Genomic DNA, 25,976 nt, shown 5'->3' with positions numbered 1-25,976 from the left:
GGAAGTTGGCCCGTCCACCACTGCGCGCGCCGTAGGCTGTGTCATCCACTCGCTCCATCAACGCAGCCATCGGCCGCGTGACACCCAGCTCTGCGGCCGGGGCGTCGGCCCGAACGATTTCAACTCGAGCGATATCTGCGCGGCAACGTTCTGCCCGAGCCGGCTGCAGACGAGATTGAGCATCAAATCAAGCGGCGCGGTACCGCCGGCGCACGTCAGGCGATCGCGGTCGATCACGAACAGTTGGTCTGCAAAATGCACTCGCGGAAATTCCTTGCGCAGCACGGACAGGTCTTCCCAATCCACGGTGCAGCGGTAGTTGTCGAGCAACCCCACCGACATCAGCGCATACGCACCGGTGCACATGCCGCCGAGTGGTACGCCCTGCTGCGCGACATCGCCGAGCAACTTCCTGACGCTGCTATCCACCGCACTGCGGATTTGCGTGCCGCCGCAGACGATCAGCACATCCGGCCTGCCCGCTTCTTCAAGCGTGCACGCCGGTTTGAGCGTGATGCCGTTGCTGGCGCGCACTGGCACGCCGTCGGGCGTAAGGATCGACCATCGATAGTGCTGCGCGCGGTCGACGTAATTCGCCATGCGCAGCACCTCAACCGCGCTCGTGCACGCGATCATCGAAAAGCCGGGCAGCGTGAGAAAGCCAAAATGCGCAAGGCTCGGCAACGGCAATTCATTCGTGGCTGACGTCACTTCACTCTCCATGATGCTTACGGTAGGTCTGGCGGTCGCGAAAGTTGGTGGTTTTCGCGGCGGCATGCTGCTCTTTACCTGTTCAGCTCTGTGCGACCGGCCGCTCCCGTCGTACGCGCGTCACACTGCGCAGGCCTGCGAAGCGCGGCGCGCTGGCCGTGCCGGGGGAGCGGCCGAAGCTCTCGGTAATGCGGTCCAGAATGATTGCGAGCAGCACGACCGACAAGCCGCTTTGGAAGCCGAGGCCGATATCCAGACGCTGGATGCTCGCGAGCACATCGTTGCCGAGACCGCCCGCGCCGACCATCGACGCGATGATCACCATCGACAGCGCCAGCATGATCGTCTGGTTGACGCCCTGCATGATCGACGGCAACGCGTTGGGAAACTGCACCTTGTACAGCAGTTGCCACGACGTGCAGCCGAACGCCTGCCCCGCTTCGACGATCTCGCGATTCACATGGCGGATACCGAGGCTCGTCAGACGCACCGCGGGCGGCATCGCGAAAATCACCGTCGACAGAATGCCCGGCACGCGGCCGAGGCCGAACAGCATCGCCGCCGGAATCAGATAGACGAATGCGGGCATCGTCTGCATCAGATCGAGAATCGGCCGCACGACCATCGCGACATGTTTGTTCTTCGCGGTCCAGATGCCGAGCGGAATGCCGAACAGCAGGCTGATCAACGTCGACGACAGCGTGAGGCCCAGCGTGATGACCGTCTGGTCCCAGAAGCCGGTTGCATAGATCAGCAGGAGCGATAGCGTCGCGAATAGCGCGAAGCGCCAGCCGACCCGCCACAAGCCGATGCCGATGAAGAACGCCATCAGTGCCCACATCGGGATCGCCTGCAGGCCGTGTTCGATCAGCGCGGCGAAGCTCTCGATTGCCTTGCCGATCGAATCGAACGTGCTGGCATCGTGATCGAGCAGATAGTGAACGGACTGGTCGACCCAGCGGCCGAGCGGAATGATCTCAGACATGGGCACCTCGATGACGCGTAAGAACCTTCAGGACCACCGCCTGATCGACCGAACCGCAATAGCAGCCCTCTTCGTCGACGACGGGCAGCGCGGTCGGATTCGCACAGACGCGCAACACGACATGATCGAGCGACGCACCGCGCGACAGACACTCGACCTTATTCACCAGCGGCGACGCGTTGCCGATCGCATCGCGTGTGACGAAGCCCTGAATGCGTTCCCCAGCGTCGAGCACGAACGCAAATTCGGCGCTGCCGTTCAGCGATTCGGCGACACTCGACTGATCGAGATTGCGCAGCAGCGGCACGCCGTTCGTCTGCATCAGATCGCCCGCGGTCAGATAGCGGCTCGTGTCGACGCCTTCAAAAAAAGCGCGCACATAATCGTCGGCCGGATTGCTGATGATGTCCTGCGGCGTGCCGATCTGCACCACGCGGCCGCCTTCCATGATCGCGATCCGGTTGCCGATGCGCAGCGCCTCTTCGAGATCGTGCGAGACGAACATGATCGTGCGCCGCTGGTTCTTCTGCAGTTCCAGCAGCACGTTCTGCATTTCCTTGCGCTTCAGCGGATCGAGTGCGGAGAACGCCTCGTCCATGATCATCAGCGAAGGGTTGACCGCAAGCGCCCGCGCAAGGCCGACGCGCTGCTGCATGCCGCCCGACAGTTCAGCGGGCAGCTTCTGCGCAAACGGCGCAAGCCCAACCTGTTCGAGCACGTCCAGCGCGCGCTTTTCCCGCTCCTTGCGGCCCACGCCGCCCACTTCGAGGCCGAACGCGGCATTCGACAGCACCGTGCGCTGCGGCATCAACGCGAATGACTGGAACACCATGCTCATGTCGGTGCGACGCAGCGACGTCAGTTCGGAGCGCCGCACGGCGGCGATATCGCGGCCGTCGACGAGCACCTTGCCCGCGGTCGGCTCGACCAGCCGGTTAATCAGACGGATCAACGTGGATTTGCCCGAGCCCGACAGGCCCATCAACACGAAGATCTCGCCTTCCTGAACGTCGAAGGAAACATTGTGAACGCCGACGATCTGGCCGGTCTTCGAAAAGATCTCGTCCTTGGTGGCGCCGCGCGCAAGCAGATCGACCGCCGCCCTGGGATTATTCCCGAACACCTTACACAGACCTTTGACCACGACTTTTGGGGAATCCATTGAATTCATGTCCTTGTGGTGCAGGCGCCGGCCTGCACATTGTTGCCTCCGTGGCTTTTCGTACCCGCCGTGCAAATCAGGGCAGTAGTCGCGCGCAGAGCGGCTTTCAGAGGGCTCGGCCGTTCGGGGGCTTTCGCGCAATCGGTGACTGCACAAGCGATTGATCAATAGGGATTCTTTGGATCAAACCACCATGATTTGAACGGGACGTACGTCTACCCCTATCAGCGCGAACGCGAGAAACACGCAAAAAGAGCAGGTGGATCTCGCCACCGACATCAGGTAGGCGCCACGAAACCAAGAAGTCATTGCGTCTCAGTAACCCAGCTATCCACGCGATCCGCGTGCGCCGCAATCCACGCATCGGCCGCAGCCGTAGGCTTGCTGCCATTCTCGGTCGCCAGCATGACGCTATCGATCTCACCCGGTTTCCACTGGAATTTCTTAAGGAACGCAACCACAGGTGCGGCCTTCGTCTCGAGCTGCGGGTTGATCACGCAATCAACATGCTCGGCGCCGCCAAATACCTTCTTGGGATCGTCCAGAAATTTGAGCTTCCACTTGGCAAACATCCAGTGCGGCGCCCAGCCAGTCACAACAACCGGCTTGCTCCCATTCATCCGCCGAGCGAGTTCCGCCGTCATCGCGCTGCCCGAGCTCGGCATCAACGTCAGGCTGAGGTTATAAGCCTTGATGGCGTCGTCGGCTTTCTTCATCACGCCCGCACCTGCGTCGATCCCCACGATACGGTCATTGAAATCCGCTTTGTGCGCTTCGAGATCGGCAACGCTATTCTCGGGCACGCTAGCCGGCACGACCAAACCAATCTTCGCATCCTTGAAATTGGTGCCAAGATCGGTCACCTTCCCTTTGAACTGTTCCCAGTACGCGCCATGTGTCGCCGGCAGCCACGCTGACAACGTCGCATCAAGATCGCCCCGCGCGACGCCCTGCCACATGACACCTGCTGCCACAGGCACGAGTTGAACCGGATAGCCCAGTCGCTTCTCTATAATGCGTGCGGCCACGTTCGATGTTGCGACGCTGTCGTCCCAACCTTCGACATAGCCAATCTTGATTGGCGGTTTGGTGTCCGCAGCCGCACTGACGGCTGTACTCATCGTCGCAACCATCGCGGTGCTCAACACACTGCACAGCAACAGCTTTTTGAGACCCTTCTTCATGGATTTCCTTTGCTTGTCAACCATAAGGAGAAAACCGCTGGCTTTGGCCGATCAGGCCGCAGCCAGCCCGATGCCGCTGCCGCCCATCTGCCTGTTGGCGATCATGCGTTTGATCATCTGGATGCCGTTAAACAGGATGCGGATCCAACGTAAATGTCAATTCCAACCCGGGGCGGTACGGCGATCGATTGAACCTTGGTCCTGTTTGATGATGTTGTACAGATATCCTGTCTGGCAGGTCTTGATCGGCGATTCACGCCGTCGTCAGTTGTTTGCTGCAGGACCGTGATTCACGCGCTACGATGAAATCGATGCGGATAGCCGAAAATCATGCTTCGATAGCGGCTTGCGATGCCTCCGCGCTTCGAGCCGCGCGAGCCGCATCGCGATGACGCAACTCGAGGCGCGGTGACCACCTGGCAAGCGCACGGTTGGCAACCTCTGGCTTGCTCAGGATCACGCTGTCATAGCGCCTTCCCGGAAGTCGGGTGAATACTGCGATGCGAAAGCCCTGGCCTCGTCGTCAAGGATTGCACAGGTCTGTTTCAACGCGCGAAGCATCGCGCGCTTCTGCTGCAGGCGCAAGGCACCGGGGGAATGGAATGCTGACATTCGGCCTTGTTCTGGCGGCTCGAGGACTTCCATCAGCTCGCCCCCGGCCACGCAGCGCTCGGCAAGGAGAAAAGCCGCATGGCGCGCGGCCTTCAGCGCGCCTTCGTGATGAACGACCGGAATCAGCAAACGTAACATGTCACTGCCCTTCGATATCGTTTGCATGCTGTCATTTCAGCAAATGAGGCATCAAGGCGCCGAAAAAGATCCGGTTCGACGCATAAAAATGCCGTCAACGCGGCTCGGAACCGGCAACTTTGAGCAGTCCGTCGGGAGGTCTGTTGAACGCTGTCGCTAATTGGCGCATGCGCAGCGCGACCTTCGTGCGTAGCCCTTGATATGGATGGCCCCCACACGTCCAGTAGCAACTGCTGCTGCGGCAATACCTGGCACCACCCGTCGCACTGACATTTCGTCATGTAAGTCGCGAACTATTGTCCCGAGTGCCGGCCAGCGCGCACGCTTTAATGTCCGCAGGTATTCGGTAAGCTGCCGCGGGGTCCAATGGCCGGAGTGGGTTGCGGATTCAACCGGTCGATGAGTGCTTCTCTGCGCGTTCCGATCGACGCATGATCTTTAATTGGATCAATCAGCTGTAGCGGGTTCGCCTCTTTGCCTGGTAGTCCTACGGGTGGAAAATGACGCCGCGTTCATCGAATGCGACCAGGCGCTGATTCGAGATCTCCACGCGGTGCGTATAGCGTTACGCTTCTTTGGCAAGCTGAGCGCGCGTGAGGAATCGGTGCCGAACAGATTGATCGCGAGCCGGCGCAGGAAGGAGAAATTCAGCGCGGCGTTGCGTAGTCGGGTCTGGCCGCCCTCACTATTGAAAGTGATATTCAGGGGCCCATGCAGGCCTTTTTCAACCGCCCATTGAGTGCGAGCGAGGTGCTGGATGTGACAGGCATTGGCCGCCAGCTAACTCATCACGTAGCGCGTGTCGGTCTGCACTTTGCCTTGCATTCCGACGTCTAACCGCCGTTTCGGCGCATACGCCCACGCCCGAGCATCCGAATTTCCGGGCCCAACTCTTCGGCCGGCGGCAGCACATTTCAGATTATGTTTGTCATAGCAGCAGCTTGGCCCGTGCGTCGCTAAAGCGATTGCATTCATCCATCAGCCAGTTCGAAAAAGCGGCCACCCGGGCATCGTCCTCCCGCTCGGTGAGCAGCATGTAGCGGGCCGGCGCAGGCACGAGGCGGCTAAAGATGTTGACGAGGCGGCCATGCTCGAGCTCTTCGTAGACGAGCGCAGTGCGCGCCACGGCGACGCCTTGATGACTCAAGGCCGCACTGATCGCGAGGCTCGCCAGATTGAACTGCGGCCCCGCCACCGCTCCGAGCCATTCGGGCCGAGCAGTCTCCAACCAGGTGCGCCATTCGATGAACTCAGGCGCTCCATCCCATGGCGAGAAGTCATGCAATAGTTCGATCCCCTTGAGCGATCGACCCGCGGCAAACTCGGGGTGCTCCGCCAGATATTGCGGTGTTGCCACCGGCAGCAGATATTCGTCGAGTATCGGTATCGCGCGGATCGTTTCGTACTGCCCGGGATCAAAGCGAATTGCCACGTCGATGTCATTGGCCAACATGGTCTGTCGATCCAGCAATTGAAATTCAGCCTTCACGCGCACCGGTATGTCCGTGTGCAGGCGATGAAACTCGACCAGACGCGGCATCAACCACTGTAAGGCAAATGATGGCGAGCAATTGATCTGTAAGGGTGCATTGGATCGCCCAAGATTATTGATCGTTGTCTCCATGCTGAGAAACGCGTTTCTCGTGCATTCGAACAACGTCGCACCTTTCTGCGTCAGGACAAGGGAGCGGTGCTTGCGCGTGAACAGAGAGTAACCCAGCCGGTCTTCGAGATGTCGAATGTGCTGACTAACCGCCCCCTGCGTCAAGCTCAGCTCAGCCGCCGCCTTGGTAAAACTGAGCAGGCGCGCCGCCACTTCGAAGCAGCGCAAGCCGCCCAGCAGCGAGGAATCGAGGGGCATATGTATTAGCCAGACTAATGCGTTGAATAGAAATTATAGCTTTTTTGGCCGGCGCCCATGCCCTATATTCGCCGCATTCAAAACACCAAGCATAGGTACCCGGCGTGATTACCACCGTTCCTGCAATTGCCCCAGATCTATTAGTCAGACTACAGAACCGTACTCCTTTGCTGTGGCTCAACGCCGCACTAGGAAATGCGTTGCCTGAAGATTCACCGGGCGCCGCCGACATCGACGAGGCAGATGCCCGCTTAGGACGTTGCGCGGGCCTGATGGCGCATCTCTTTCCCGAATTGCAAAGAAGCGCGGGCCTGATCGAATCGCCGCTGACGCGTGTCGAGCAACTCCAGCAGGCGATGGGAAACGCTACTGAGCCTGACGCTGCGTGGTTTATCAAAAGCGATCATGCGCTGCCCATCGCCGGGTCGGTCAAAGCACGTGGAGGCTTTCACGAAGTACTGGCGTTCGCGGAAAAGCTGGCGCTAGAACACGGCGTGCTCGCCCATGATGGCGACCGGCGAGCACTCGCGGGCGACGCAGCCCGGGAGTTGTTTGCTCAATACACCGTGAGCGTCGGCAGCACCGGCAATCTGGGCTTGAGCATCGGCGTCATGGCTGCCGCCTTGGGATTTCGATCGGTGGTGCATATGTCGACGGAAGCCAAGGGCTGGAAGAAGGATCGTTTAAGAAGTTGTGGCGTTCAGGTGGTCGAGCACGCGGGCGACTACGCGCAAGCGGTGGCGGCCGGGCGAGCGCAATCGCTCGCTGACCCCAAAGGCTATTTCGTCGACGACGAGAATTCCCTGATGCTGTTTCTGGGCTATGCAGTCGCCGCGCGGCGGCTAGCGAGCCAATTGGCGGCATTGAATCGTCCCGTAGATGCTACGCATCCTTTGTTTGTCTACATTCCGTGCGGTGTCGGTGGCGCGCCCGGCGGCATCACCTTCGGCCTCAAAGCGCTTTTTTTTGAACACGTACACTGCTTTTTCGCCGAACCCGTGGCGTCGCCGTGCATGTTGGTGCAATTGGCGGCGGGCGAGACTGCGTCCACGTCGGTCTATGACATTGGGCTGGACAATCGCACCGAAGCCGATGGCCTCGCCGTCGGCCAGGCGTCGCCTTTGGTGAGTCGGCTGATGCGCTCTCAGGTCTCGGGCGTGTTTACCGTCACGGACGCGCAACTGTATGTCCACCTCCATCGCGTGGCGCAAACCGAAGGCGTACTGCTCGAGCCATCGGCCGCCGCCGGATTCGACGGACCGCGATGGCTGACGCGCAGCGACCAAGGTCAAGCCTATCTTCGCCAGCACGGGCTGGAGCGTCACATGGCTAGCGCCACCCATATCGTTTGGACAACAGGCGGTTCGTTAGTGCCGCGCGAAGAACACGAGCAGTTTCAGGCGAGAGGCCAAGTGCTTGCGGCGCAGGATGAACTCGCCTGAGACCCCTGCAGGGCATCGCCGCGAACCGTCCATAACAGCATCCTGCGTTAGCGCACCGAGATGCACTGCCAAGGAAACTCAGTTCCATGATTGAAACCTCAATCGACACGTCGACGATCGTCGACGAGGCCGTCCATACGAGCTCCTTTCAGGAGGCGACTTACCGCAAGGTCGCGCTCAGGTTTATTCCCTTCCTGATGTTGTGCTATGTGGTCGCCTTTCTGGATCGGATCAATATCGGCATTGCCAAGCTGAATATGCTGACTGATCTACGGTTCAGCGAGACGGCCTACGGTCTTGGCGCAGGGCTCTTTTTCCTTGGGTATCTGATTTTCGAAGTGCCGAGCAATCTGCTCATGCATCGTATCGGCGCGAAGCTCTGGATCGCGCGGATCATGATCACCTGGGGCCTGCTTTCGGGGCTGATGGCTTTCGTGACCACCCAGTGGCAGTTCTACACCGTCCGTCTGCTGTTGGGCGTGGCCGAGGCCGGTTTTTACCCCAGCGTGATTCTGTACCTGACCTATTGGTTTCCCAACCATCGCCGCGCCAGGATGACGGCTTGCTTTCAGGCGGGCATTCCAATTGCCGGCTTGATTGGAAATCCGCTTTCCGGTTGGCTAATGGATACGTTTCATCATGTTGCTGGCCACTCGGGATGGCAATGGATGTTTGGTCTCGAAGCACTGCCGACGATTCCTTTGGCCATCGGCGCGCTGCTCATTCTCGACAATTCGGTTAGCGCCGCGCGTTGGCTAAGTCCGCAGGAAAAGCAATTGATCGTCCATGAACTCGGGAAGGACGAGAAGACGCGTGAGCACATGCCGTTGCTCAAAGTTTTCACCGACGGACGCATCTGGAAAATTATCCTGACAGGTTTCCCTGCGATGATGGGTCTCTATGTCCTGGGCTTTTATCTGCCCACGCTCATCAAGGCATCGGGCGTGACCACGAGCACTACGGTCGGTTTTCTCAGCGCTATTCCCTACCTGGTGGCCGTGGTCGCGATGGTGACCTTCGGGCGCAGCTCCGATCGCATGCGCGAGCGCCGCTGGCACTTGGCCATCGTGTTGCTGCTGGGCGCCGCAGGCCTCACCGCCAGTGTCTGGACAAGCCATAGCGTGGTGCTTACGGTGATCACCATGTCAGTCGCCGCGGCCGGCATCATCAGCTATTCGCCGATCATGTGGTCGGTGCCGACGGCTTTTCTCGGCGGCGCCGCTGCGGCGGCCAGCATCGGCGTGATTAACTCCGCCATCAATATCGGCGGATTCGTGAGCCCCTACTTGATCGGCTGGGTCAAGGACGAATTCCACACGACCGACCCGGCCATCTATATCGTCGCCGGCTGCTTGACGTTCGGGGCATTGATGGCGCTGAGCTTCGATCGCAAGTTGGTCAATCGCTGAGTGCGCGCTCCCCAAACCATATCCCCGGAGAAGATTATGTCGACGACAGACAAACCGATGCGTTTCGCCATGGGTGGCATCATCCACGAAACCAATACCTACGCCGCGGATGTCGTGGGCCAGACGCCCTTGGCGGCGTTCGAGCAATACTATGGCGACGAAATTCCAGGCATTTTTACCGGCTCCAATCATCAGGTCGGCGGTTATATCGAAGGCGCCCAAAAGCACGGCGCTGTCCTGATTCATACGTTCCTCGGGCAGGCCACGCCTTCGGGTACTATCGAAGCCAACGCTTACGCTCACATGAAGCAGGCGATTCTCGCAGGCATCGAGCAAGCGTTACCGGTTGATGGCGTGTTGCTTGCCTTGCATGGCGCGGGAGTTGCCGATGGCATCGAGGACATCGAGGGCGATCTGGCCGCTGCCGTGCGCGCCTTGGTCGGCCCGCATGTACCGATCGCGGTAGCGTACGACCTTCACGGCAACATGACCGAGCAAATGCAGCGTGCCGTCGATATTTCGCTGCCCTGCATTCTTTATCCGCACACCGATTTTTATGACCGTGGTGTCGAATGCGTCGACCTCATGGTCAAGATGATCAAGGGCGAAGTGAAGCCGGCCACGCATGTCTGTTCGTTGCCGATGCTGCCTTATATCGTTACCACTAACGAGGGCTTCGTGCCGGCCAGAGTCAACGAACTGTGTGCGCAGCTCGAAGCGCTGCCAGGCGTGATCGATTGCTCGTGGTTTCATGGCTTTCCCTATGCGGATATCGCATCGCCGTGCCCGGCGGCGATTTGCACGACCAACGGCGACCCGGCGCTGGCGACGCGCTGCGCAGAGCAGGTCGCCCAATGGATCTGGGATCATCGCGAAGATTTTCGCCCGCACTTCCCGTCGCCGGAAGAGGGCGTAGCGCGCGCCCTCGCGGCAAGCGCCGGTCCTGTCGTGATCAACGAGTATGCCGATAACCCCGGCGGAGGCACGCCAGGCGATGGCACGTATCTGTTGCGCGCCTTGCTCGATGCGGCGCCGGCTCCCGACACGGTCTGTTTTGCTTCGATCAATGATGCAGAGGTCGTCCGGCAAGCGATCGCCGTTGGCGTTGGCGGGACACTACGCGTTTCGCTGGGAGGAAAGCTAGGTAGATTCCAGGGAGCGCCGATCGAAGCGGAGGCTTATGTGAAGGCGATCACCGATGGCCGTTTCGTCAATCGCCCAGGTTCGATGTTCGAAGGCGTCCGCTTCGACCTGGGTGCGATGTGCCGCCTGGTCATCAAGGGTGTTGACATCATCGTCGCCTCCCGCGCCGAGCAGATATATGACATGGAGCCATTCGCCTTGCACGGCATTGATGCTGGCAAAAGAAAAATCATAGCGCTGAAGGGCGCAAACCATTTCAGAGCTGGGTTTCAAGGCCTGGTGCAGGACATCATCACGGTGGATAACACGGGACTGAGTACCGCGAATATCACCTCGTTCCCGCGCGACCATCTGAAGTCGACGGTGTGGCCGTTGCATGAGGGCGTAGTCTGGGGCGCTTTTGAAGGCTACAAGTGAAACATCATCGGGTGGTCTGCCGCGTGGCGCCGGGCGTGCGGCGCGAAGCCTTGACGCGACTGGCGAAGGCCGCCCGAATTTGTCGCACCAGCGCCGTACCGTTTGATAGTTGACGATCACGCCGCGCGCAAACTACCAATCTTCAATGTCTCGCAGACTTCACGGAAACCGGAAATTCCAGCGTGCTGCGCAGTTGATGACCGCGACCGGAAAGCGGTATGAGGGTGTCAATGATCGCCGTGATGGAGCCGAAGCGAGATCGGCGTATTGGCGCCATCCGATGATCGGCACAATGACGCCGTCCACGCCGTAGCTGGGAACGCGTTCGAACTTCCATCAACCGGTTCGAGATGGCCGAACCGACCGAAGTCCGAGCGGCAGGCGGCCGGACAGCAATCGGTCGTTCGCCTGCACGGCAACCCAGACGCTCGAACATCGCTTCGAAGTGGTGCAGCGGCCATTCATTGGCGATCGCGTCCGATCGACTTGACATCAATCTTCAGCAGTTTCACCGTAAGCGATCAGTCAAGGACGTTCTTGACCAATCGCTCACCCAACTCCGCCTCGCGGTTGCCTAGGGCCTGCGAGCTGTTCAGCAGCTTGACCGCTCGTGCTCGATGCGCCAAAGCGAGACGACGCGAGCACCGCCTTACTTCTTCTCGCCGGTCGCTTCGAGGATCAGATCTGCCACTTCAGTCGGATGCGACAGCAGCGACACGTGGCTCGACTTAAGCTCGATCGTGTGGGCGTGCATCCGGTTCGCCATGAAGCGCTCCAGATCGGTGTTGATGGTCCGATCGTCAGTCGACACAGCATACCAGGTCGGCTTGTCGTGCCACGCGGCAACGGTCGTCTTCGCCATCGTGATCGCCTTGCCAATCGGCTGCTGGACCGCATAGTACGTTTCCGCTTCAGCCCTCGGTAGATCACCGGCGAAGTCTTTCACAAATGCCTGTTCGGATAGCTTGCCGTAGCCGGCGGCTGACCACTGAAGCCCCGCCGACGCGGGCGCGGCCGGGAATTTCTTCGTCAACGCCGGATAGTCCTCGCCGGCGTCCGGCGCACGCGCGGCAATGTACACGAGACCGGCCACCTTCGGATCATCGCCAGCCTGGCTGATCACCATCCCGCCGTACGAGTGCGCGACCAGCACTGTGGGGCCATCCTGTTGCGCAAGCGCGCGCTTGACCGCGTCCACGTCCGCGTCGAGCGAGGTCGTCGGATTCTGCACCGCCGTCACGTGCAGGCCCTTCGCCTGCAGCAGCGGAATCACTTTCTGCCAGCTCGAACCATCTGCAAACAGCCCGTGAACCAGCACGACGTTCTTGATCGGTGCGGACGGGGCGGTGGCGCTGTCCTGCGCGAATGACGTCGTTGCGCTCAGCAGCGTGGCACAGGCGAAACTGGCGAGGAAAAACGAATTCAACTTCATGAGACTTCTCCGAGATATGTGAAGGATGAGATTTGCGGATTTCGCTCAGCCGCTGCGGCGAGTCGATAGACGAACCATACCCAGCCAATCATCCGGTCGATGCTTCGGACTGCAAGCGAATGCTGGATTCTGGTGTACGAAGGTGCAAACACAGTCTCGGAGTAAACAATCCATTCGCTGCAAAGTTTTTTTATGGCGTCAACGTCTGCAAGCAGTCATTGCATTTGGACAAGCACGAACGGCTGATGCGGGTCGGTTATCGCCCCCGGTGGTCGGCGCAGACTGGCACCCCCTTCACTTGAAAGGAGATCGTCATGAAAGCGACTACCGCTGTCAGCGCGGCGAGTGTGCCTTGGAATAAAGGCAAGTTGACGGGGCAGAAGCAGCCGCTAAAACTGAAAGAGATCCGGGCGATCCGGATTCGTCTGCAACTGGCAGCAAGAACGCGCGATCTTGCGATGTTCAACCTGGGCCATCGATAGCAAGTTGAGGGGGTGCGATTTGACCAAACTGCGAGTGCGTGATATCTGCCCTGGTCAGCGCGTCGCGTCACGGGCAATGGTGATGCAGCAGAAGACGCAACGGCCGGTTCAGTTCGAAATCACCGAGCTAACCCGCGATCGTGCGGGAGCCTGGATCAAGTTAGCGAGACTGTCGTCTTCCGACTTTCGGTTCCCGAGTCGCATTCACGGGTCGCCGCACCTTTCGACGCATCAATACGCCCGCCTGGTGCATCGCTGGAGAGGGTCAATCGGGTTTGACGATACGGCATACGGGACGCACACCATGCGTCGAACCAAAGCGTCGCTGATTTACCGTCGCACGTCATGTGCGTTTGGTAAAGGTTGTCAGGATGTTGTAACCGCGTAGCGATAAAGAGCCTATTCACTTTCTCGTCGCAAAGTCGGATGCTCCCGCTCTCCGAAACGGTGACCGGCGAGTTGTCTAGTCGTTTGCAGCAGTAAAGCTATCATTTGCGTTACGAACCACTAGTATTCTTTCACGTGTCGCTGCGCGGGCGGACAGGCGTATGGGTGACGCCTTCGAGTGACATCGCGCCATCCCGATCAACGAATGGAAGCGAACCAAGTAGTAGGTGTCGGATTCCGTGGGCTGCCGGGTACAACGACACGCTGGAGATAGCCATGAAAACAACGCTGGGAGCCTTGTCTGTCGTCGCGATGGTGGTCCTCGCGATCTGTATCTCGGTGCCGGGGGCACGCGCGCAATCAGTCAGCCTGGTCGGATCGTGGTCGCTGGTCTCGCTGACTGTCACCAGAAGCGGAACCGACGAGGAGTTGCTGGGCGCGCATCCCGAAGGCCTCCTCGTGTTCGGGAACGATGGCCGCTATGCACTGGTCGGTGTTCGCACCGACCTGCCGAAATTCGCTTCGGGCAACCGGTTGCAGGGAACGGCCGACGAGAACGCTCGAATCGCTCAGGGAAATGTGGCTCACTTTGGTACATACACGGTAGACGCCGCCGCGCACGTCATCGTCTTTCATATCCAGCGAAGCACATTTCCTAACTGGGACGCGGATGTGCAGAGGCGTCCCTTCACTGTCGACGGCGATCGGTTGATCTATGTCACCCGGGGCAGCTTCGGTTATGGAGCAGCCAAGGTGGTGTGGCAACGAATGAAGTGAACCCGGTGTCGACCGGTTCGCCACCAGGAGGTGGCGAGGACATTGGCCACCGCTAGCGGGTCGATCTCGAAGACATCGATGAGATGTCGGTGGGCGCCGGCACTGGCGCGGTGGTCTTGCGGCACACCGTCGCAAACATCGCGAGCATTGCCCTTTTCAAGGCGTTAGGCGATGAGAGATTCGCCTTGATCGATTACGGTCAGCTACTGCGATTCGATCATGTCCGTCCCATACGCAAGCATGCGATGTTCAACGCCGAGCTTGCCAGCAATCCAAGGTGACGATTTGACGATTGGCTGTTGTACATCGCGAGCGGCCCTTGCTCTGTCGCCGCGCTGAATGGAGGGTCGGACTGCGCCAATCAACATCGGGCTGAGTTCGGCCAGTGGCGGACGTTTGTCCGCACGTTGCGTCGGTGGGTCTTGAATATGCCGGTTCTTGTAGGAGTACCGCGTGGCTAGCGGGTCATCGTTCACCCGCAGCCGGATGCATTCGGGATTTCAATCCGGTCTATTGAAGGCGCCCGCTACGAGGTCTTTCTTGAAGTGCTCCAGCCAGTCGCTTTCGTCGCTGATCGCGTATTCCTTCGCAACCTGCGTGGATAGCCTGGTGATGATGACATAGCCCTGTAGACCGAGGTTCTCGTCACCCTTAGGATCAGTCGTATCCGTTTCCAGAAGATCGAAATCGCCTTCTGCCAAACCGTTTCGCTCCAGGGCTGCTAGAAATTCGTCGTGGTCATCCGGTTCGATCAGCCGCATGTTCGGCCTCCTTGTTGTCAACGGAGACGTCGTGGAGCCCTGTTGCGACGGCGGCCAACAACGCTCGTCCAGCTGTAGAAGCCATGCGCATCGCACCTATGAGGTTCGCGTCGCAATCGCCCCGGTATGCGGGGCACAGGGAAGCATGCATCCTTGCTCGCGGTTCTATCGCCGGGGCCCTTTCATGCTTTCCGATTCCATGGCCGCGTTCCGTTCCTCGCTCGCTTCGATGGGTTCCATCGCTTCATCAACTGACGCTATTGCACGCTCGGCGGCCGCTTTCGTTTCGTCTGCCAGTACATCGAATTCGTCGCTGCCGTTACGTGGTGGCTGCAGCATGTCCTCGAGCATCGCGCTCAGTTCCGGCGTGTCCCACGGCAGGCCCCGCTGCGTCCGCACCTTTATGTAGTGCCTTACTTCCGCGTCCTGCTCCGCGGTAAGCGGCAGCCCTCGGAAGGTGCTTTCAGGGTCGGAATTTGTCATGACTCTCTCCTGCTTCCGTTGCTTTCAGTGTAGCTCCATTGCAACCGTGAGAGCCGTGATATCGATGTTCTTACATTGGAGTAATCAGTGGCAACGGCCCGCAGCAGGCGGCCGCAAGCCGTCGTTTGCCATCGTCGTTATTTGGCCACTCGAACGGATCTTCCGCTCAAACGCATCAGCGCGTCCATAGCGCCCAGGCCGCTGTACTTTTGTGGTCATCGCGATTGCTCTCCTTGTCGGCGCGCGATGCCGACATTGGTATTGATGCACCCTCAGGAGAGTATCTGCCGCATCTCGTCACCTGGACACGGGCGTGAACGCGTCACGACTTCTCGCGATTCCTGGGACTTCAAGAGTCATAGTCAAATGCGGGTATCGACCTTGCGGCCGCGCCGATTTTTCAGCAGGCACGTCAATTGAATTTGGGTCTGCCGCTATCGGAGCCGCCGGGTCACAGCGACAGTAAGCGCATACAGAGAATTCACCCAGCGCAGCTGCTTCATCAAGAATGACGCATTTAAGGCAATAAAAAGCTTGCATTCTGCGAGCAGAAAACTATCTTGAGTGAACAAAATGACTCTTGGCTCGGCACAGGAGGAGACCCATGCCGGCTACACGTATGATGATTGCGCGTCGCGCCGGAGTTAGCGTTGCCACGGTAGACCGTGTGTTACGCGACGACCAGGGGGTTCGCCCCGAAACAGCCGAACGCGTCCATCTCGCGCTTGCTACGCTGCGTGACGAGCGCGCAAGCCGCGGGCGGCCCGCGAAAACCACTTCGTTCCGGGTCGCTTTCGTCTTGCCGCAAATCAACTCCCGCTTTCTCGATCAGGTCGAGCGCGATATCGCGCTGTCGGCCAGTTTCTTTCGCGAGCACCGTATCGTCCCGTCGTTTTATCGTTGCGACCTGTCCAACCAGCGAGACGCTTCGTTATTCGCCCAGCAACTGATCGACTACGATGCGCTTGTACTCGTGCCGCTCGATTACCCGTGGGTCGAGCGGATGATTCAGGACATGACCGATGGGAACGTGCCCGTCGTCACGGTGTTCTCTGACTTGCCGTCGAGTGCTCGCGCCGCGTACGTCGGCGTCGACAACCGCATTGCGGGACGAACTGCCGGCCTGCTCATGGGGCGTTTTGTCGGATCACGCATCGGTACGGTTGCAGTGTTGTCCGCGTCGTCGCGGCTGCACGATCAACTCGAGCGTCGCACCGGTTTCTCTCAGGTTCTCGAAGAGGACTTCCGCAATCTGCGCTGGGTCACCGAACCCGATTTCGCCGAAGACGACGATAGCGCGGGCCTCGCTGTGCAAGGGCTGATTGCCGGGCACCGCGATCTGGTCGGCGTGTATGTGACGGGTGGCGGCATTTCCGGCATTGCGTCTGCGTTGCAGGAGTCGGGCGACAAGGCGCACGTCATTCTGATCGGCCACGAATGCACCACCGACACGCGCGTGCAATTGTCCGAGCGAGCGATCGACGTGATCCTCGATCAGGACGTGCGCGGCATCGTCCATTGGGCGGGCCTTGCGGCCATCAATTTCCTGAACGACGTGCGTGGGGTGCTAGGCATCCCGACGCCCGAAACCCGAATTTATCTTCGTGAGAATGCGCATGCCTGACGCTCGCGACACGCGGACCGCGTTCTGAATCCGCCAGAGCCCAAATACAGCGCCTGGCGCATGGGTGCTGTCTGTCATCAGGTTGGAGACCCGAGAGAGACAAGGAGAAAACAAATGTTACGTCATACGTCAGCAAGGGTAATCGCGGCGGTCCTAGCGTCGATGGGGCTTTGCTTCGGATCGGCGGCGCACGCGCAAGGCAAGCAGTTGACGCTCTGTTGGGCCGCGTGGGATCCCGCCAACGCACTCGTCGAATTGTCTAAAGACTTCACAGCCAAGACCGGCATTGCGATGAAGTTCGAGTTCGTGCCATGGACGAGCTACGCGGACCGCTTCATAAACGAGCTCAATTCGCATGGCAAGTTGTGCGACCTGATCATCGGCGATAGCCAGTGGATCGGCGGTGCGGCCGTCAATGGGCACTACGTGAAGCTCAACGATTTCTTCGCGAAGAACAAGATATCGATGGACGATTTCGTGCCCGCAACGGTCGTCGGCTACGCGGAATGGCCGAAGAACACCCCGAACTACTGGGCTTTGCCGGCGATGGCGGACGCGGTGGGATGGACGTATCGGAAAGACTGGTTTGCAAGACCTGAACTGCGTGCCGAGTTCAAGCAGAAATACAAACGCGAACTCGAACCGCCAACCACAATGGATGAACTCAAGCAAACCGCCGAATTCTTCCAGGGGCGCAAGATCGACGGAAAGACGGTATACGGTGTGTATATTTTCACGGAGCGCGGCTCGGAAGGCATCACGATGGGCGCGACCAACATGCTCTACAACTTTGGCTTTGAATATCAGGATCCAAAGAAGCCATATCACCTCGATGGGTTTGTGAACTCGCCCGGTGCAATCAAGGGCCTTGAGTTCTATAAGGCCCTTTACAAGTGCTGCACCGCGCCGGGCATGACGAACGCCTACATGCAGGAAGGACTCGACGCGTTCAAGTCCGGTCAGGTCGCGATGCAGATGAACTGGTTCGCTTTTTTCCCGGGGCTCTATAAGGATCCGAATGTCGGTGGCGACAAGATCGGATTCTTCGTCAATCCAAAGGACGTCAAGCAGTTCACGCAGCTTGGCGGCCAAGGCATATCAGTCGTTTCGTATTCGGATCACAAAGCGGACGCGCTCGAATACATCAAGTGGTTTGCTCAAGGTGATGTGCAGAAGAAGTGGTGGCAACTCGGTGGTTATTCGGCGGCGAAGTCGGTTGTGGATGCACCGGACTTTCCGAAGAGCGCACCGTTCGCGCCCGCCTTCCTGAAGTCGATGTCGATCGTGAAGGACTTCTGGGCAGAGCCAGCCTACGCTGAGTTGCTGCTCGACATGCAAAAGCGCGTGCACGACTATGTGGTGGCCGACAAGGGCACCTCGAAAGAAGCGCTTGATCTGCTGGTCAAGGACTGGAACAAGGTCTTCAAGGCGGAAGGGAAGAACTAAGGCTCAAGGGACCTCAACGCGCGGAACTCTGGGCTGACTAGCATGGGCGGTCCCGCGTAAAGGAGTCAGGCATGTCGGCAAACAAGCCTTTTCCTCCGGAAGGGTTGCAGGCGAAAACGCAGACGCGCGCGGCGGCGCGCCTGCGCGGCCTGTCCGACCGGACGATCGCGTGGCTGTTCATTCTTCCGACCGTCGTGCTGCTGCTCGCGATTAACATCTTTCCGTTGGTCTGGGCATTGCGACTGTCGTTCACGAACTTCAAATCGAACATGCCGAGCGTGCCGGCGCGTTCTGTCGGCATCGGCAACTACACGGACATCCTGACGGACGAAGACATCTGGTACGCGATGCAGGTCACGGCGCGCTTCGTGTTCTGGTCGGTCGGGCTCGAAGTATTGCTCGGCTTCGGGCTTGCACTTCTGATCAACCGGCAGTTTCGCGGCCATAGTTTCTGGACGACACTGATCCTGCTGCCGATGATGTTGTCTCCCGCCGTGGTCGGCAACTTCTGGACTTTCCTGCTACAACCGCAGACGGGTCTCTTCAACGACATTGTCAGTTTCTTCACGGGCATTCCGCCCAACTCGTTCCAGATGATCGGCGACGTTTCGCTCGCTCCGTGGACCATCGTAATGGTCGACACCTGGATGTGGACACCCTATGTGATGCTGATCTGTCTTGCCGGCCTGCGCTCGATTCCCGACTACATCTACGAGGCGGCTGAAGTGGACCGTGCTTCACCTTGGCGCCAGTTCTGGTCGATCACGCTGCCGATGACTCTGCCGTTTCTGATGCTCGCGATTCTGTTTCGGGGCATCGAGAACTTCAAGATGTTCGACATGGTGAATCTGCTGACGTCGGGCGGTCCGGGTTCGGTGACGGAAACCGTGTCGATCACGCTTAAACGCGCCGCGTTCGAGAAGTGGCAAACGGGTTATTCGTCCGCGCTGGCGATCATTCTGTTTGTCGTCGTGTTCGGCGCCGCGAATATCTATGTGAAGGCACTCAACAAGGTGAAACAGCGATGACAGACCTTGCCCTTCAACGATCAGTGGTGGCCGCGTCGCCGCGCGGCAAGACATTCGCCGCCGTCGTCGTGATCGCGTATGCGCTGATTGCGACGTTGCCGATTGTGTGGATCATCCTGACGAGCTTCAAGACGCAGGAGGACGCAATCGCGTACCCACCCGTCGTGATGTTCCAGCCATCGATGGAAGGCTACGTGAATCTCTTCACGATCCGCTCGCGACAGACGCCGGAGTTCATCGCGAGCCTGCCGCCCGCGCAGACCTGGTACGACCGCGATGTGCGCAAGCGCAATATGGTGATTGCGGGGCCGTCGAAGGTCGTGCCGCGTTTCGTCAATTCGCTCGTAATCGGCTTCGGCTCGACGTTTCTCGCGGTATTTCTCGGCACGCTTGCGGCCTATGCGTTCTCGCGCTTCAAGGTGCCGTTAGCCGATGATCTGCTGTTCTTCATTCTGTCGACCCGGATGATGCCACCCATTGCCGTCGCGATTCCAATCTATCTGATGTACCGCGCGCTCGGGCTGGCCGACAGCTACCTGGGCATGATCGTGTTGTACACGGCCGTGAATGTGTCGCTCGCAGTGTGGTTGCTCAAGGGCTTCATCGACGAGATTCCGCGCGAATATGAAGAGGCCGCGCTGGTCGACGGTTACACGCGTCTGCAGGCGTTTATCAAGGTGGTTCTGCCGCAGGCGATCACCGGCATTGCCGCCACCGCGATTTTCTGTCTGATCTTCGCGTGGAACGAGTACGCGTTTGCATTGTTGCTGACAAGCGGCGATGCGCAGACGATGCCGCCGTTCATCCCGTTCATCATTGGCGAGGGCGGCCAGGACTGGCCAGCCGTCGCGGCCGCTACGACCTTGTTCGTGCTGCCGATCCTGATTTTCACCGTCGTGCTGCGCAAACATCTGTTGCGCGGCATTACTTTCGGAGCGGTGCGCAAATGAAAGTCCAACCCGCCGTGCCACGTCGGCGTTTCTTGCGCCGGCGCTACTGCGAAGGTGCTTCGACGGTGCTCATCGGCGTCGGCATCGCGATGCTCGTTCAACCGTTCACCGTCGCCCTCTACACGTGGTCGTTTCCCGTGATTCTGGTGGGCGCGCTGTCTTTTGTCGTGACAAGCCACTTTCCGGACTGAGCCATGTCGACGATCGTTCTTTCGAATCTCCACAAACGCTTCGGTGATTTTACGGCCGTGCGCAATACGAATCTGACGGTGAGCGCCGGCCGCTTCGTAGTGCTGCTGGGACCTTCTGGTTGCGGCAAGACGACGACTTTGCGCATGATCGCCGGGCTCGAGCTACCGACGTCGGGGCAGATCCATATTGACGGCGAAGATGTCACGGCGCTGCGTGCGCGCCAGCGAGACATCGCGTTCGTGTTCCAGATGTTCGCGCTCTATCCGCATATGAGCGTGCGCAACAACATCGCGTTTCCGCTGAAAAACGAGGGCATCTCGCGCCGGGAACTAGCAGCGCGCGTTGAATCTGCCGCCCGTATGCTGCGCATCGAAGCCATACTCGACCGTAAAACGGGTGGGTTGTCGGGCGGCGACCGTCAACGTGTCGCATTGGGGCGTGCGATCGTGCGGCATCCGAAGGCGTTTCTGATGGACGAGCCACTTGGCACGCTCGATGCCGATTTCCGCGAACTGATGTGCCTTGAGTTGCGCAAACTGCATAACACGCTCAACGCCACTACCGTCTACGTGACGCACGATCAAAGCGAAGCGATGGCGATGGCCGACGACATCGTGGTGATGAATCAGGGCGAAGTACTGCAGTCCGCGTCGCCGCATGAGATCTATCACTTTCCCGCAACCGTTTTCGTCGGCAAGTTCATCGGCAGTCCGCCGATGAACTTTCTGGCCGTGGACGCCGGCGTCGAAGCGGGCGCGGAACAGGTCTCGCTGAGCGGTGTGTCGGTGCGGGTGCCGCGCACTAACGCGTCCGCCGCGAAGGCGCTGCTGGGCGTCCGGCCCGAGCACGTCCTGATCGACGAGCGCGGTGCTTTGCGTGGTCGCGTGATCGCCGACGAGTATCTCGGCTCACATCAGATCCTGGTCGTCGAAACGTCGCTCGGCATCGTGCGCGTGAGGGTCGGCAAGGACGAAGGGCGGGCGGCCGGCTCGCAGGTCGGGCTGTCGTTTCGCAAGGAACGCACGCTGCTGTACGACGCAGCCAGCGGCAAGATGCTCCCCGGCGCTGCGCTTCAGATGGCGGTCAATGGGAACGGCAACGGGGGCGCTTATGTCTGAGATCCGCTTGCATAATGTGACGAAACGCTTTGGCGATATTGTCGCGGTGGATGAGGTGTCGATCGACGTGAAGGAGGGCGAATTCTTCATATTGCTCGGGCCGAGCGGGGCGGGCAAGACGACGACACTGCGGCTCATTGCCGGGCTCGAGCGGCCCGACGAAGGCGAGATATTCATCGACGGCGAAGCGGCGACGGATACGCATCCAGCGGATCGCGACGTCGCGTTCATCTTTCAGCAGTATTCGCTGTATCCCCATCTGACCGTATTCGGCAATCTCGCGTTTCCATTGCGTTCGCCGCGGCGGCGGGTTAGCGAGGCGGAAGTTACGGCACGCGTGCGGGAAGTGGCGCAGATGCTGCACATGGAATCCAAGCTCGACAACATGGCGACGCATCTGTCGGGCGGCGAAATGCAGCGCGTCGCGATTGGCCGCGCGCTCGTGCGGCAGCCCAAGGTCTTTTTGATGGACGAGCCGCTGTCGTCGCTTGACGCGAAGCTGCGCGAGGAACTGCGGATCGAACTGAAGCGGCTGCATCGCACGATTGGCGCGACAATCATTTACGTGACGCACGATCAGGTCGAAGCGACGACGCTCGCCGACCGCATCGGCATACTCGAACATGGCCGCATCGTGCAGATGGGCGCGCCGCGCGAAGTGTATGGCAATCCGGCTTCGCTGAGCGCGGCGCAACGTCTCGGCTCGCCACCCATCAACTTGCTGCCGGCCGCCCTGTTCGATCCGGCCGCCATGCCGGCGGGTACGTCGACGGTCGCGATCCGTCCTGAAGACATTGTGCTGCATGTCCCTGATACGCGCGACGTGCTCAACCTTCGCGTGCTCGAGTATTCACCGCTTCGGCATCTGCTGATTCTGGACCGTGACGGCACCGCAATCGTCGCGACGACGATGACCGAGCGCAATTTTTCGCCAGGGCAAACGGTCGGCGTATCGCTGCCGCCGCGCAGCCTTCTCTATTTCCGCTCCGACGGCAGGAGGATTCCGGCATGAACGGCAAAACGGTCATGGCGTGCATCGAGGCTGCGCATGCCACGCTGAAGGAACACACTGACGAGATCGCAGCGCTTGATCAGCAGATTGGCGACGGCGATCATATCTTCAACCTGCTTCGGGGCGTCGACGCGCTGCTCGCCATGCGCGACGATATCGAGGCCGAGGCGTTTGCACCCGCGTTGGAGCTCGCCGCGTCCAAACTACTGTCGACCGTCGGCGGTTCGTCGGGACCGCTGTTCTTTTCGTTGCTGCACGGCATGGCGAAGGCCTCCGCTGAAAGCGCGAACCCGGTAAGCGTCGAGGACGCGGCGCGGATCTTCGCCTCAGGTGTCGATGCCGTTGCGCAGCGCGGTAAGGCTGGCATCGGCAGCAAGACGATGATGGACGTGCTCATTCCTGTAGCGTCGCGCTTTGCGGAACTGGCTGACAGCAACGCGACGCCGGAAGCCGTGTTCGATGCATTGCCGCAGGTCGCCGAAACGAGCATGCTCGCCACGCGAGAGATGCTCGCGACCAAGGGGCGCGCGTCTTTTCTCGGGGAGCGCTCGCGTGGTCACATCGATCCGGGCGCGCGGTCGAGCCAGTTGATGATCGACGCAGTGTGCGCGCGGCTCGCGCAAGACAGAGAATGAAAGGAGCGTAGGCCATGAAGAAATTTATCAATCACGTCGACGACTTTCTGGCCGAGAGCCTCGCCGGATTCGCCGCCGCGCATAGCGATCTTGTCGCGCTCAATCAGGAACCGGTATTCGTGCGGCGCAAGACACTGAAACCTGGCAAGGTTGCACTGGTCTCGGGCGGCGGCTCCGGACACGAGCCTTTGCATAGCGGCTTTGTCGGCTACGGGATGCTCGATGCGGCGTGCCCGGGCCAGATTTTCACGTCGCCAACGCCCGATCAGATGATGGCCGCCGCGAAGGCCGTCGATACGGGCGCGGGGACGCTCTTCATCGTGAAGAACTATTCCGGCGATCTGATGAACTTCGAAATGGCGTCGGAGATGTCGGAGTTGCCGAATGCGATGGTATTGATCAACGATGATGTCGCAGTCGAAAATTCCAGTTACACGACGGGCCGGCGCGGCGTGGCAGGTGCCGTGATCGTTGAGAAACTGGTGGGCAGCCTTGCCGAAAGCGGCGCCGACCTTGAACAATGCAAGGCGTTTGGTGACCGGATCAACAAGCATACGGCGTCGATGGGCGTTGCGTTTTCGAGTTGCACCGTGCCCGCAGCGGGCACACTGACCTTCAAGATCGGCGACGATGAAATCGAAGTCGGCGTCGGAATTCATGGCGAGCCGGGGCGGCGGCGCGCGCGCTTTGCCGCGGCCGATGCGATTGCGGGAGAACTACTGACGGCGATCGTCGCCGATCTGAAACCCGGGACTGGCTCGGAATTGCTGGTCCTGATCAATGGACTGGGCGGCACGCCGCTCGGCGAACTGTATCTGTTGTTCAATTCCACGCGCTTATGGCTGCAACAACGTGATCTGAAGATCGCGCGCGTGCAGGTCGGTTCGCTGACGACCTCGCTGGAAATGGCCGGTGCGTCGATCACCTTGTGTGTAATGGACGACGACATGACGCGACATTGGGATAGCCCAGTGCATACGCCGGCGCTGAGGTGGGGTATGTAGCGGGTATGAACGCTGCGGCATCGAAAAAACGCCGTTCGCGAGTGTGATGGCCCATCGCACCGGCAGCCAACCGGCAATTGCGGATGCACCTGGCCGGTTGCCTCCGCAGGATGTGCAATAGGCGGATGTCGGTCAGCACCTGGGCGAATTGCATCCCCACCCGGCTGGAGCCGACCTCACCACCAGCGAAAGGAGACGCGCGCCAACAGCCCACCTGTCAGCACGGGGATTACCATGCCGATCGAATACCACAAGGCCCAAAAGGGAACGCTCATCTCAGGACATCGCAAAACATAGACCAGCGTGCCGATGGCGCCCGACAGCAGACCGACGGCCATGCCCGCAAGCGGCAGTCGCGTAGGTGCGAGTCCACGCATCGCCCAGGTAAGTGCAAGGTAGCTAGGTACGGACAGCAGTGCAATATAGACTGGGCAAGAACTCCAGGTATGGCCAAACAGGAGCGCGAACCGGGCATCTGGCGGTGCCGTCACGAGCACTGCAAGCGCGACCACCCAAATGACTGCATAGACCGCAATAAGCGGCAGCCACGCAAGCCGCGTTGAAGCGCCCGGAATTGCCAGTCGCGCGGCGACGAGAGTCGCGGCGACCGCCATGAGTAGCGGGAAGGCCAGTTTGCCCCAGAAGAACGGCGTGGCAAGAAGTTCAGGAAGATCGGGACGGATGCCAAGGCTGGACACAAGGGCGACGACCGCCGCCACGGCGCCGACTGACAGCGCAATGCAGAAGCGGCGCAGAACCGCGCGTCGATCTTGTGGCAACAGGCCAGCCGCCAGAAGGGGAATCAATTGGTCAGTTCTCATTTCACCTAGCCCCGAATCAGGCGCGACAACGCCTTGATACCACGATGAACGGCAACCTTGACGGCTGACTCGGAAAGCCCCGTCAACTTCGCCGTCTCGGACACGGACATCCCGCGCAGTCTGATGTACTCGATCGGAACGCGTTGGCGCTCGGGCAACTGCTCGAGAAGCGTGTCAATGTCACGCTGCGCGTCGAGCGACTCAGTCTCGGACGTTGCAAACAGTTCCATTTCGTCCTCAATCGGATCATGCAGCGCCTCACGGTGTGCGTGAGCGCGCAAAAAATCGGCCACCTTGTGGCGGACGATGGCCGCCGCCCACGCGGTCAGAGGAACCTGGTTCCGATAAGTGTGAAGGCCATTGTGAAGCGCAAAAAGGACCTCCTGAAGCACGTCCTCGACGTCGTCCTCGTAAGAACGTAAGCGTCGTCTCAGCATGCCGCGCAGATAACCCGAGAACATTTCCAGGAACGACGCGTAGGCTGCCGCATTGCCTTCGAGAGCAAGCTGCAGCAAACCTTTCAGCCGCGTTTCCACCGCGCTGGCAGCCGCGCGGTCGGCCGGCTTATCGGGCACGATTACTGTCACTATCCATTGACACCATCTCTTTCGAAAATAACGCGCACCTGGCGCTGTGCCCGACGCGCCCTTAAACATTAGGTCGTTGAAAACTACTCGATGGTTACACCTCACGTCAAAAATCTCTTGCCACCCCCGAAAATCAAGTGCTTTCCTTAACCGCTGTAACCGGACCACGCTTT

Annotated in this window: 24 protein-coding genes and 5 pseudogenes; 16 read left to right on the top strand and 13 right to left on the bottom strand. The window is 59.8% G+C overall.

The window, feature by feature from the left end:
• Positions 1 to 129 precede the first annotated feature (129 nt).
• The 4 genes and pseudogenes from P0D89_RS09235 to P0D89_RS09220 all read right to left on the bottom strand — a co-directional run.
• A pseudogene (locus P0D89_RS09235) lies at positions 130 to 723 on the bottom strand (AraC family transcriptional regulator); the annotation flags it as partial.
• Positions 724 to 793: 70 nt separating this feature from the next.
• Positions 794 to 1,696 carry a choline ABC transporter permease subunit gene (choW, locus tag P0D89_RS09230; RefSeq protein ID WP_408359992.1) on the bottom strand — a complete coding sequence of 301 codons (903 nt, stop codon included), beginning with the start codon at positions 1,694 to 1,696 and terminating at the stop codon, positions 794 to 796.
• Positions 1,689 to 2,861, bottom strand: a pseudogene (locus P0D89_RS09225) (quaternary amine ABC transporter ATP-binding protein); the annotation flags it as partial. The pseudogene P0D89_RS09225 and the gene choW, both read right to left, overlap by 8 nt.
• Positions 2,862 to 3,163: 302 nt before the next feature.
• Entirely contained in the window at positions 3,164 to 3,991 is an 828-nt protein-coding gene (locus tag P0D89_RS09220; protein WP_408360038.1) for a glycine betaine ABC transporter substrate-binding protein, read from the bottom strand.
• Positions 3,992 to 4,051: 60 nt separating this feature from the next.
• Here P0D89_RS09220 and P0D89_RS09215 point away from each other — a divergent pair, with 60 nt between their 5' ends.
• A complete protein-coding gene (locus tag P0D89_RS09215) occupies positions 4,052 to 4,195 on the top strand; it encodes a hypothetical protein (protein WP_408376428.1) in 144 nt (47 codons plus the stop codon).
• A 303-nt stretch (positions 4,196 to 4,498) separates the two neighbouring features.
• On the opposite strand, the gene P0D89_RS09210 is transcribed toward P0D89_RS09215, so the two are convergent.
• The 3 genes and pseudogenes from P0D89_RS09210 to P0D89_RS09200 form a co-directional block, all read right to left on the bottom strand.
• The gene (locus P0D89_RS09210) at positions 4,499 to 4,819 is read right to left on the bottom strand and encodes a hypothetical protein (protein ID WP_408359990.1); all 321 of its coding nucleotides are present in this window, start codon (positions 4,817 to 4,819) and stop codon (positions 4,499 to 4,501) included.
• 463 nt (positions 4,820 to 5,282) lie between these two features.
• A pseudogene (locus tag P0D89_RS09205) lies at positions 5,283 to 5,357 on the bottom strand (transposase); the annotation flags it as partial.
• A 363-nt stretch (positions 5,358 to 5,720) separates the two neighbouring features.
• The gene (locus P0D89_RS09200) at positions 5,721 to 6,659 is read right to left on the bottom strand and encodes a LysR substrate-binding domain-containing protein (protein ID WP_408360036.1); all 939 of its coding nucleotides are present in this window, start codon (positions 6,657 to 6,659) and stop codon (positions 5,721 to 5,723) included.
• A gap of 101 nt (positions 6,660 to 6,760) precedes the next feature.
• Between P0D89_RS09200 and dsdA the strand changes: the two genes are divergently transcribed.
• The 3 genes from dsdA (at position 6,761) to P0D89_RS09185 (ending at position 11,064) form a co-directional block, all read left to right on the top strand.
• The gene (gene dsdA, locus P0D89_RS09195; RefSeq protein WP_408360034.1) at positions 6,761 to 8,095 is read left to right on the top strand and encodes a D-serine ammonia-lyase; all 1,335 of its coding nucleotides are present in this window, start codon (positions 6,761 to 6,763) and stop codon (positions 8,093 to 8,095) included.
• 86 nt (positions 8,096 to 8,181) lie between these two features.
• Complete coding sequence (locus P0D89_RS09190) at positions 8,182 to 9,504, top strand: MFS transporter (RefSeq protein WP_408359988.1); 1,323 nt, start codon at positions 8,182 to 8,184, stop codon at positions 9,502 to 9,504.
• Positions 9,505 to 11,064 (top strand): M81 family metallopeptidase, encoded by a 1,560-nt coding sequence (locus P0D89_RS09185; protein ID WP_408359986.1) that lies wholly within the window; start codon positions 9,505 to 9,507, stop codon positions 11,062 to 11,064. It begins immediately after the preceding gene.
• A 22-nt stretch (positions 11,065 to 11,086) separates the two neighbouring features.
• Here P0D89_RS09185 and P0D89_RS09180 read toward each other — a convergent pair.
• Both P0D89_RS09180 and P0D89_RS09175 read right to left on the bottom strand, forming a co-directional pair.
• Positions 11,087 to 11,295, bottom strand: a pseudogene (locus tag P0D89_RS09180) (IS6 family transposase); the annotation flags it as partial.
• A gap of 418 nt (positions 11,296 to 11,713) precedes the next feature.
• A complete protein-coding gene (locus P0D89_RS09175) occupies positions 11,714 to 12,496 on the bottom strand; it encodes an alpha/beta hydrolase (protein ID WP_408359984.1) in 783 nt (260 codons plus the stop codon).
• A gap of 314 nt (positions 12,497 to 12,810) precedes the next feature.
• On the opposite strand from P0D89_RS09175, the pseudogene P0D89_RS09170 reads away from it, so the two are divergent.
• The 3 genes and pseudogenes from P0D89_RS09170 to P0D89_RS09160 form a co-directional block, all read left to right on the top strand.
• Positions 12,811 to 13,321: pseudogene (locus P0D89_RS09170) on the top strand (tyrosine-type recombinase/integrase); the annotation flags it as partial.
• Positions 13,322 to 13,641: 320 nt separating this feature from the next.
• Positions 13,642 to 14,142, top strand: coding sequence for a lipocalin-like domain-containing protein (locus P0D89_RS09165; protein ID WP_408359982.1), 501 nt, complete (start codon positions 13,642 to 13,644; stop codon positions 14,140 to 14,142).
• 89 nt (positions 14,143 to 14,231) lie between these two features.
• Entirely contained in the window at positions 14,232 to 14,423 is a 192-nt protein-coding gene (locus tag P0D89_RS09160) for a hypothetical protein (protein ID WP_408359980.1), read from the top strand.
• Between the two features lie 219 nt (positions 14,424 to 14,642).
• On the opposite strand, the gene P0D89_RS09155 is transcribed toward P0D89_RS09160, so the two are convergent.
• Both P0D89_RS09155 and P0D89_RS09150 read right to left on the bottom strand, forming a co-directional pair.
• Positions 14,643 to 14,903 carry a transcriptional regulator gene (locus P0D89_RS09155; protein ID WP_408359978.1) on the bottom strand — a complete coding sequence of 87 codons (261 nt, stop codon included), beginning with the start codon at positions 14,901 to 14,903 and terminating at the stop codon, positions 14,643 to 14,645.
• 165 nt (positions 14,904 to 15,068) lie between these two features.
• Positions 15,069 to 15,386, bottom strand: coding sequence for a hypothetical protein (locus tag P0D89_RS09150; RefSeq protein ID WP_408359976.1), 318 nt, complete (start codon positions 15,384 to 15,386; stop codon positions 15,069 to 15,071).
• Positions 15,387 to 15,990: 604 nt separating this feature from the next.
• Between P0D89_RS09150 and P0D89_RS09145 the strand changes: the two genes are divergently transcribed.
• From P0D89_RS09145 to dhaK, 9 genes are all read left to right on the top strand, one after another.
• Positions 15,991 to 17,010 carry a LacI family DNA-binding transcriptional regulator gene (locus P0D89_RS09145; protein ID WP_408359974.1) on the top strand — a complete coding sequence of 340 codons (1,020 nt, stop codon included), beginning with the start codon at positions 15,991 to 15,993 and terminating at the stop codon, positions 17,008 to 17,010.
• Between the two features lie 114 nt (positions 17,011 to 17,124).
• Positions 17,125 to 18,456: an ABC transporter substrate-binding protein gene (locus tag P0D89_RS09140; RefSeq protein WP_408359972.1), complete on the top strand. Its 1,332-nt coding sequence runs from the start codon at positions 17,125 to 17,127 to the stop codon at positions 18,454 to 18,456.
• A 71-nt stretch (positions 18,457 to 18,527) separates the two neighbouring features.
• On the top strand, positions 18,528 to 19,484 hold the full coding sequence (locus P0D89_RS09135) for a carbohydrate ABC transporter permease (RefSeq protein ID WP_408359970.1): 957 nt from the start codon (positions 18,528 to 18,530) through the stop codon (positions 19,482 to 19,484).
• A complete protein-coding gene (locus tag P0D89_RS09130) occupies positions 19,481 to 20,434 on the top strand; it encodes a carbohydrate ABC transporter permease (protein ID WP_408359969.1) in 954 nt (317 codons plus the stop codon). Before P0D89_RS09135 ends, P0D89_RS09130 begins: the two co-directional genes overlap by 4 nt.
• Positions 20,431 to 20,625 carry a hypothetical protein gene (locus P0D89_RS09125; RefSeq protein ID WP_408359967.1) on the top strand — a complete coding sequence of 65 codons (195 nt, stop codon included), beginning with the start codon at positions 20,431 to 20,433 and terminating at the stop codon, positions 20,623 to 20,625. Before P0D89_RS09130 ends, P0D89_RS09125 begins: the two co-directional genes overlap by 4 nt.
• 3 nt (positions 20,626 to 20,628) lie before the next feature.
• A complete protein-coding gene (locus P0D89_RS09120; RefSeq protein WP_408359965.1) occupies positions 20,629 to 21,744 on the top strand; it encodes an ABC transporter ATP-binding protein in 1,116 nt (371 codons plus the stop codon).
• Positions 21,737 to 22,756: an ABC transporter ATP-binding protein gene (locus P0D89_RS09115; protein ID WP_408359963.1), complete on the top strand. Its 1,020-nt coding sequence runs from the start codon at positions 21,737 to 21,739 to the stop codon at positions 22,754 to 22,756. Before P0D89_RS09120 ends, P0D89_RS09115 begins: the two co-directional genes overlap by 8 nt.
• Complete coding sequence (dhaL, locus tag P0D89_RS09110; protein ID WP_408359961.1) at positions 22,753 to 23,391, top strand: dihydroxyacetone kinase subunit DhaL; 639 nt, start codon at positions 22,753 to 22,755, stop codon at positions 23,389 to 23,391. Before P0D89_RS09115 ends, dhaL begins: the two co-directional genes overlap by 4 nt.
• Positions 23,392 to 23,405: 14 nt before the next feature.
• Positions 23,406 to 24,395 (top strand): dihydroxyacetone kinase subunit DhaK, encoded by a 990-nt coding sequence (dhaK, locus tag P0D89_RS09105; protein ID WP_408359959.1) that lies wholly within the window; start codon positions 23,406 to 23,408, stop codon positions 24,393 to 24,395.
• Between the two features lie 176 nt (positions 24,396 to 24,571).
• Here the strand turns inward: dhaK and P0D89_RS09100 are convergent, their stop codons facing one another.
• Both P0D89_RS09100 and P0D89_RS09095 read right to left on the bottom strand, forming a co-directional pair.
• Positions 24,572 to 25,201, bottom strand: a complete 630-nt coding sequence (locus P0D89_RS09100) for a DUF1109 domain-containing protein (protein ID WP_408359957.1) — start codon at positions 25,199 to 25,201, stop codon at positions 24,572 to 24,574.
• Positions 25,202 to 25,221: 20 nt separating this feature from the next.
• Positions 25,222 to 25,971, bottom strand: coding sequence for a sigma-70 family RNA polymerase sigma factor (locus P0D89_RS09095; protein WP_408359955.1), 750 nt, complete (start codon positions 25,969 to 25,971; stop codon positions 25,222 to 25,224).
• Positions 25,972 to 25,976 lie beyond the last annotated feature (5 nt).

Origin of the sequence: Paraburkholderia sp. RL18-085-BIA-A, from assembly GCF_046027075.1 — a bacterium.
Classification (GTDB): Bacteria; Pseudomonadota; Gammaproteobacteria; order Burkholderiales; family Burkholderiaceae; genus Paraburkholderia.
Note: the sequence above shows the minus strand (reverse complement) of the source record. Positions and strands in the feature narration are given on the sequence as shown.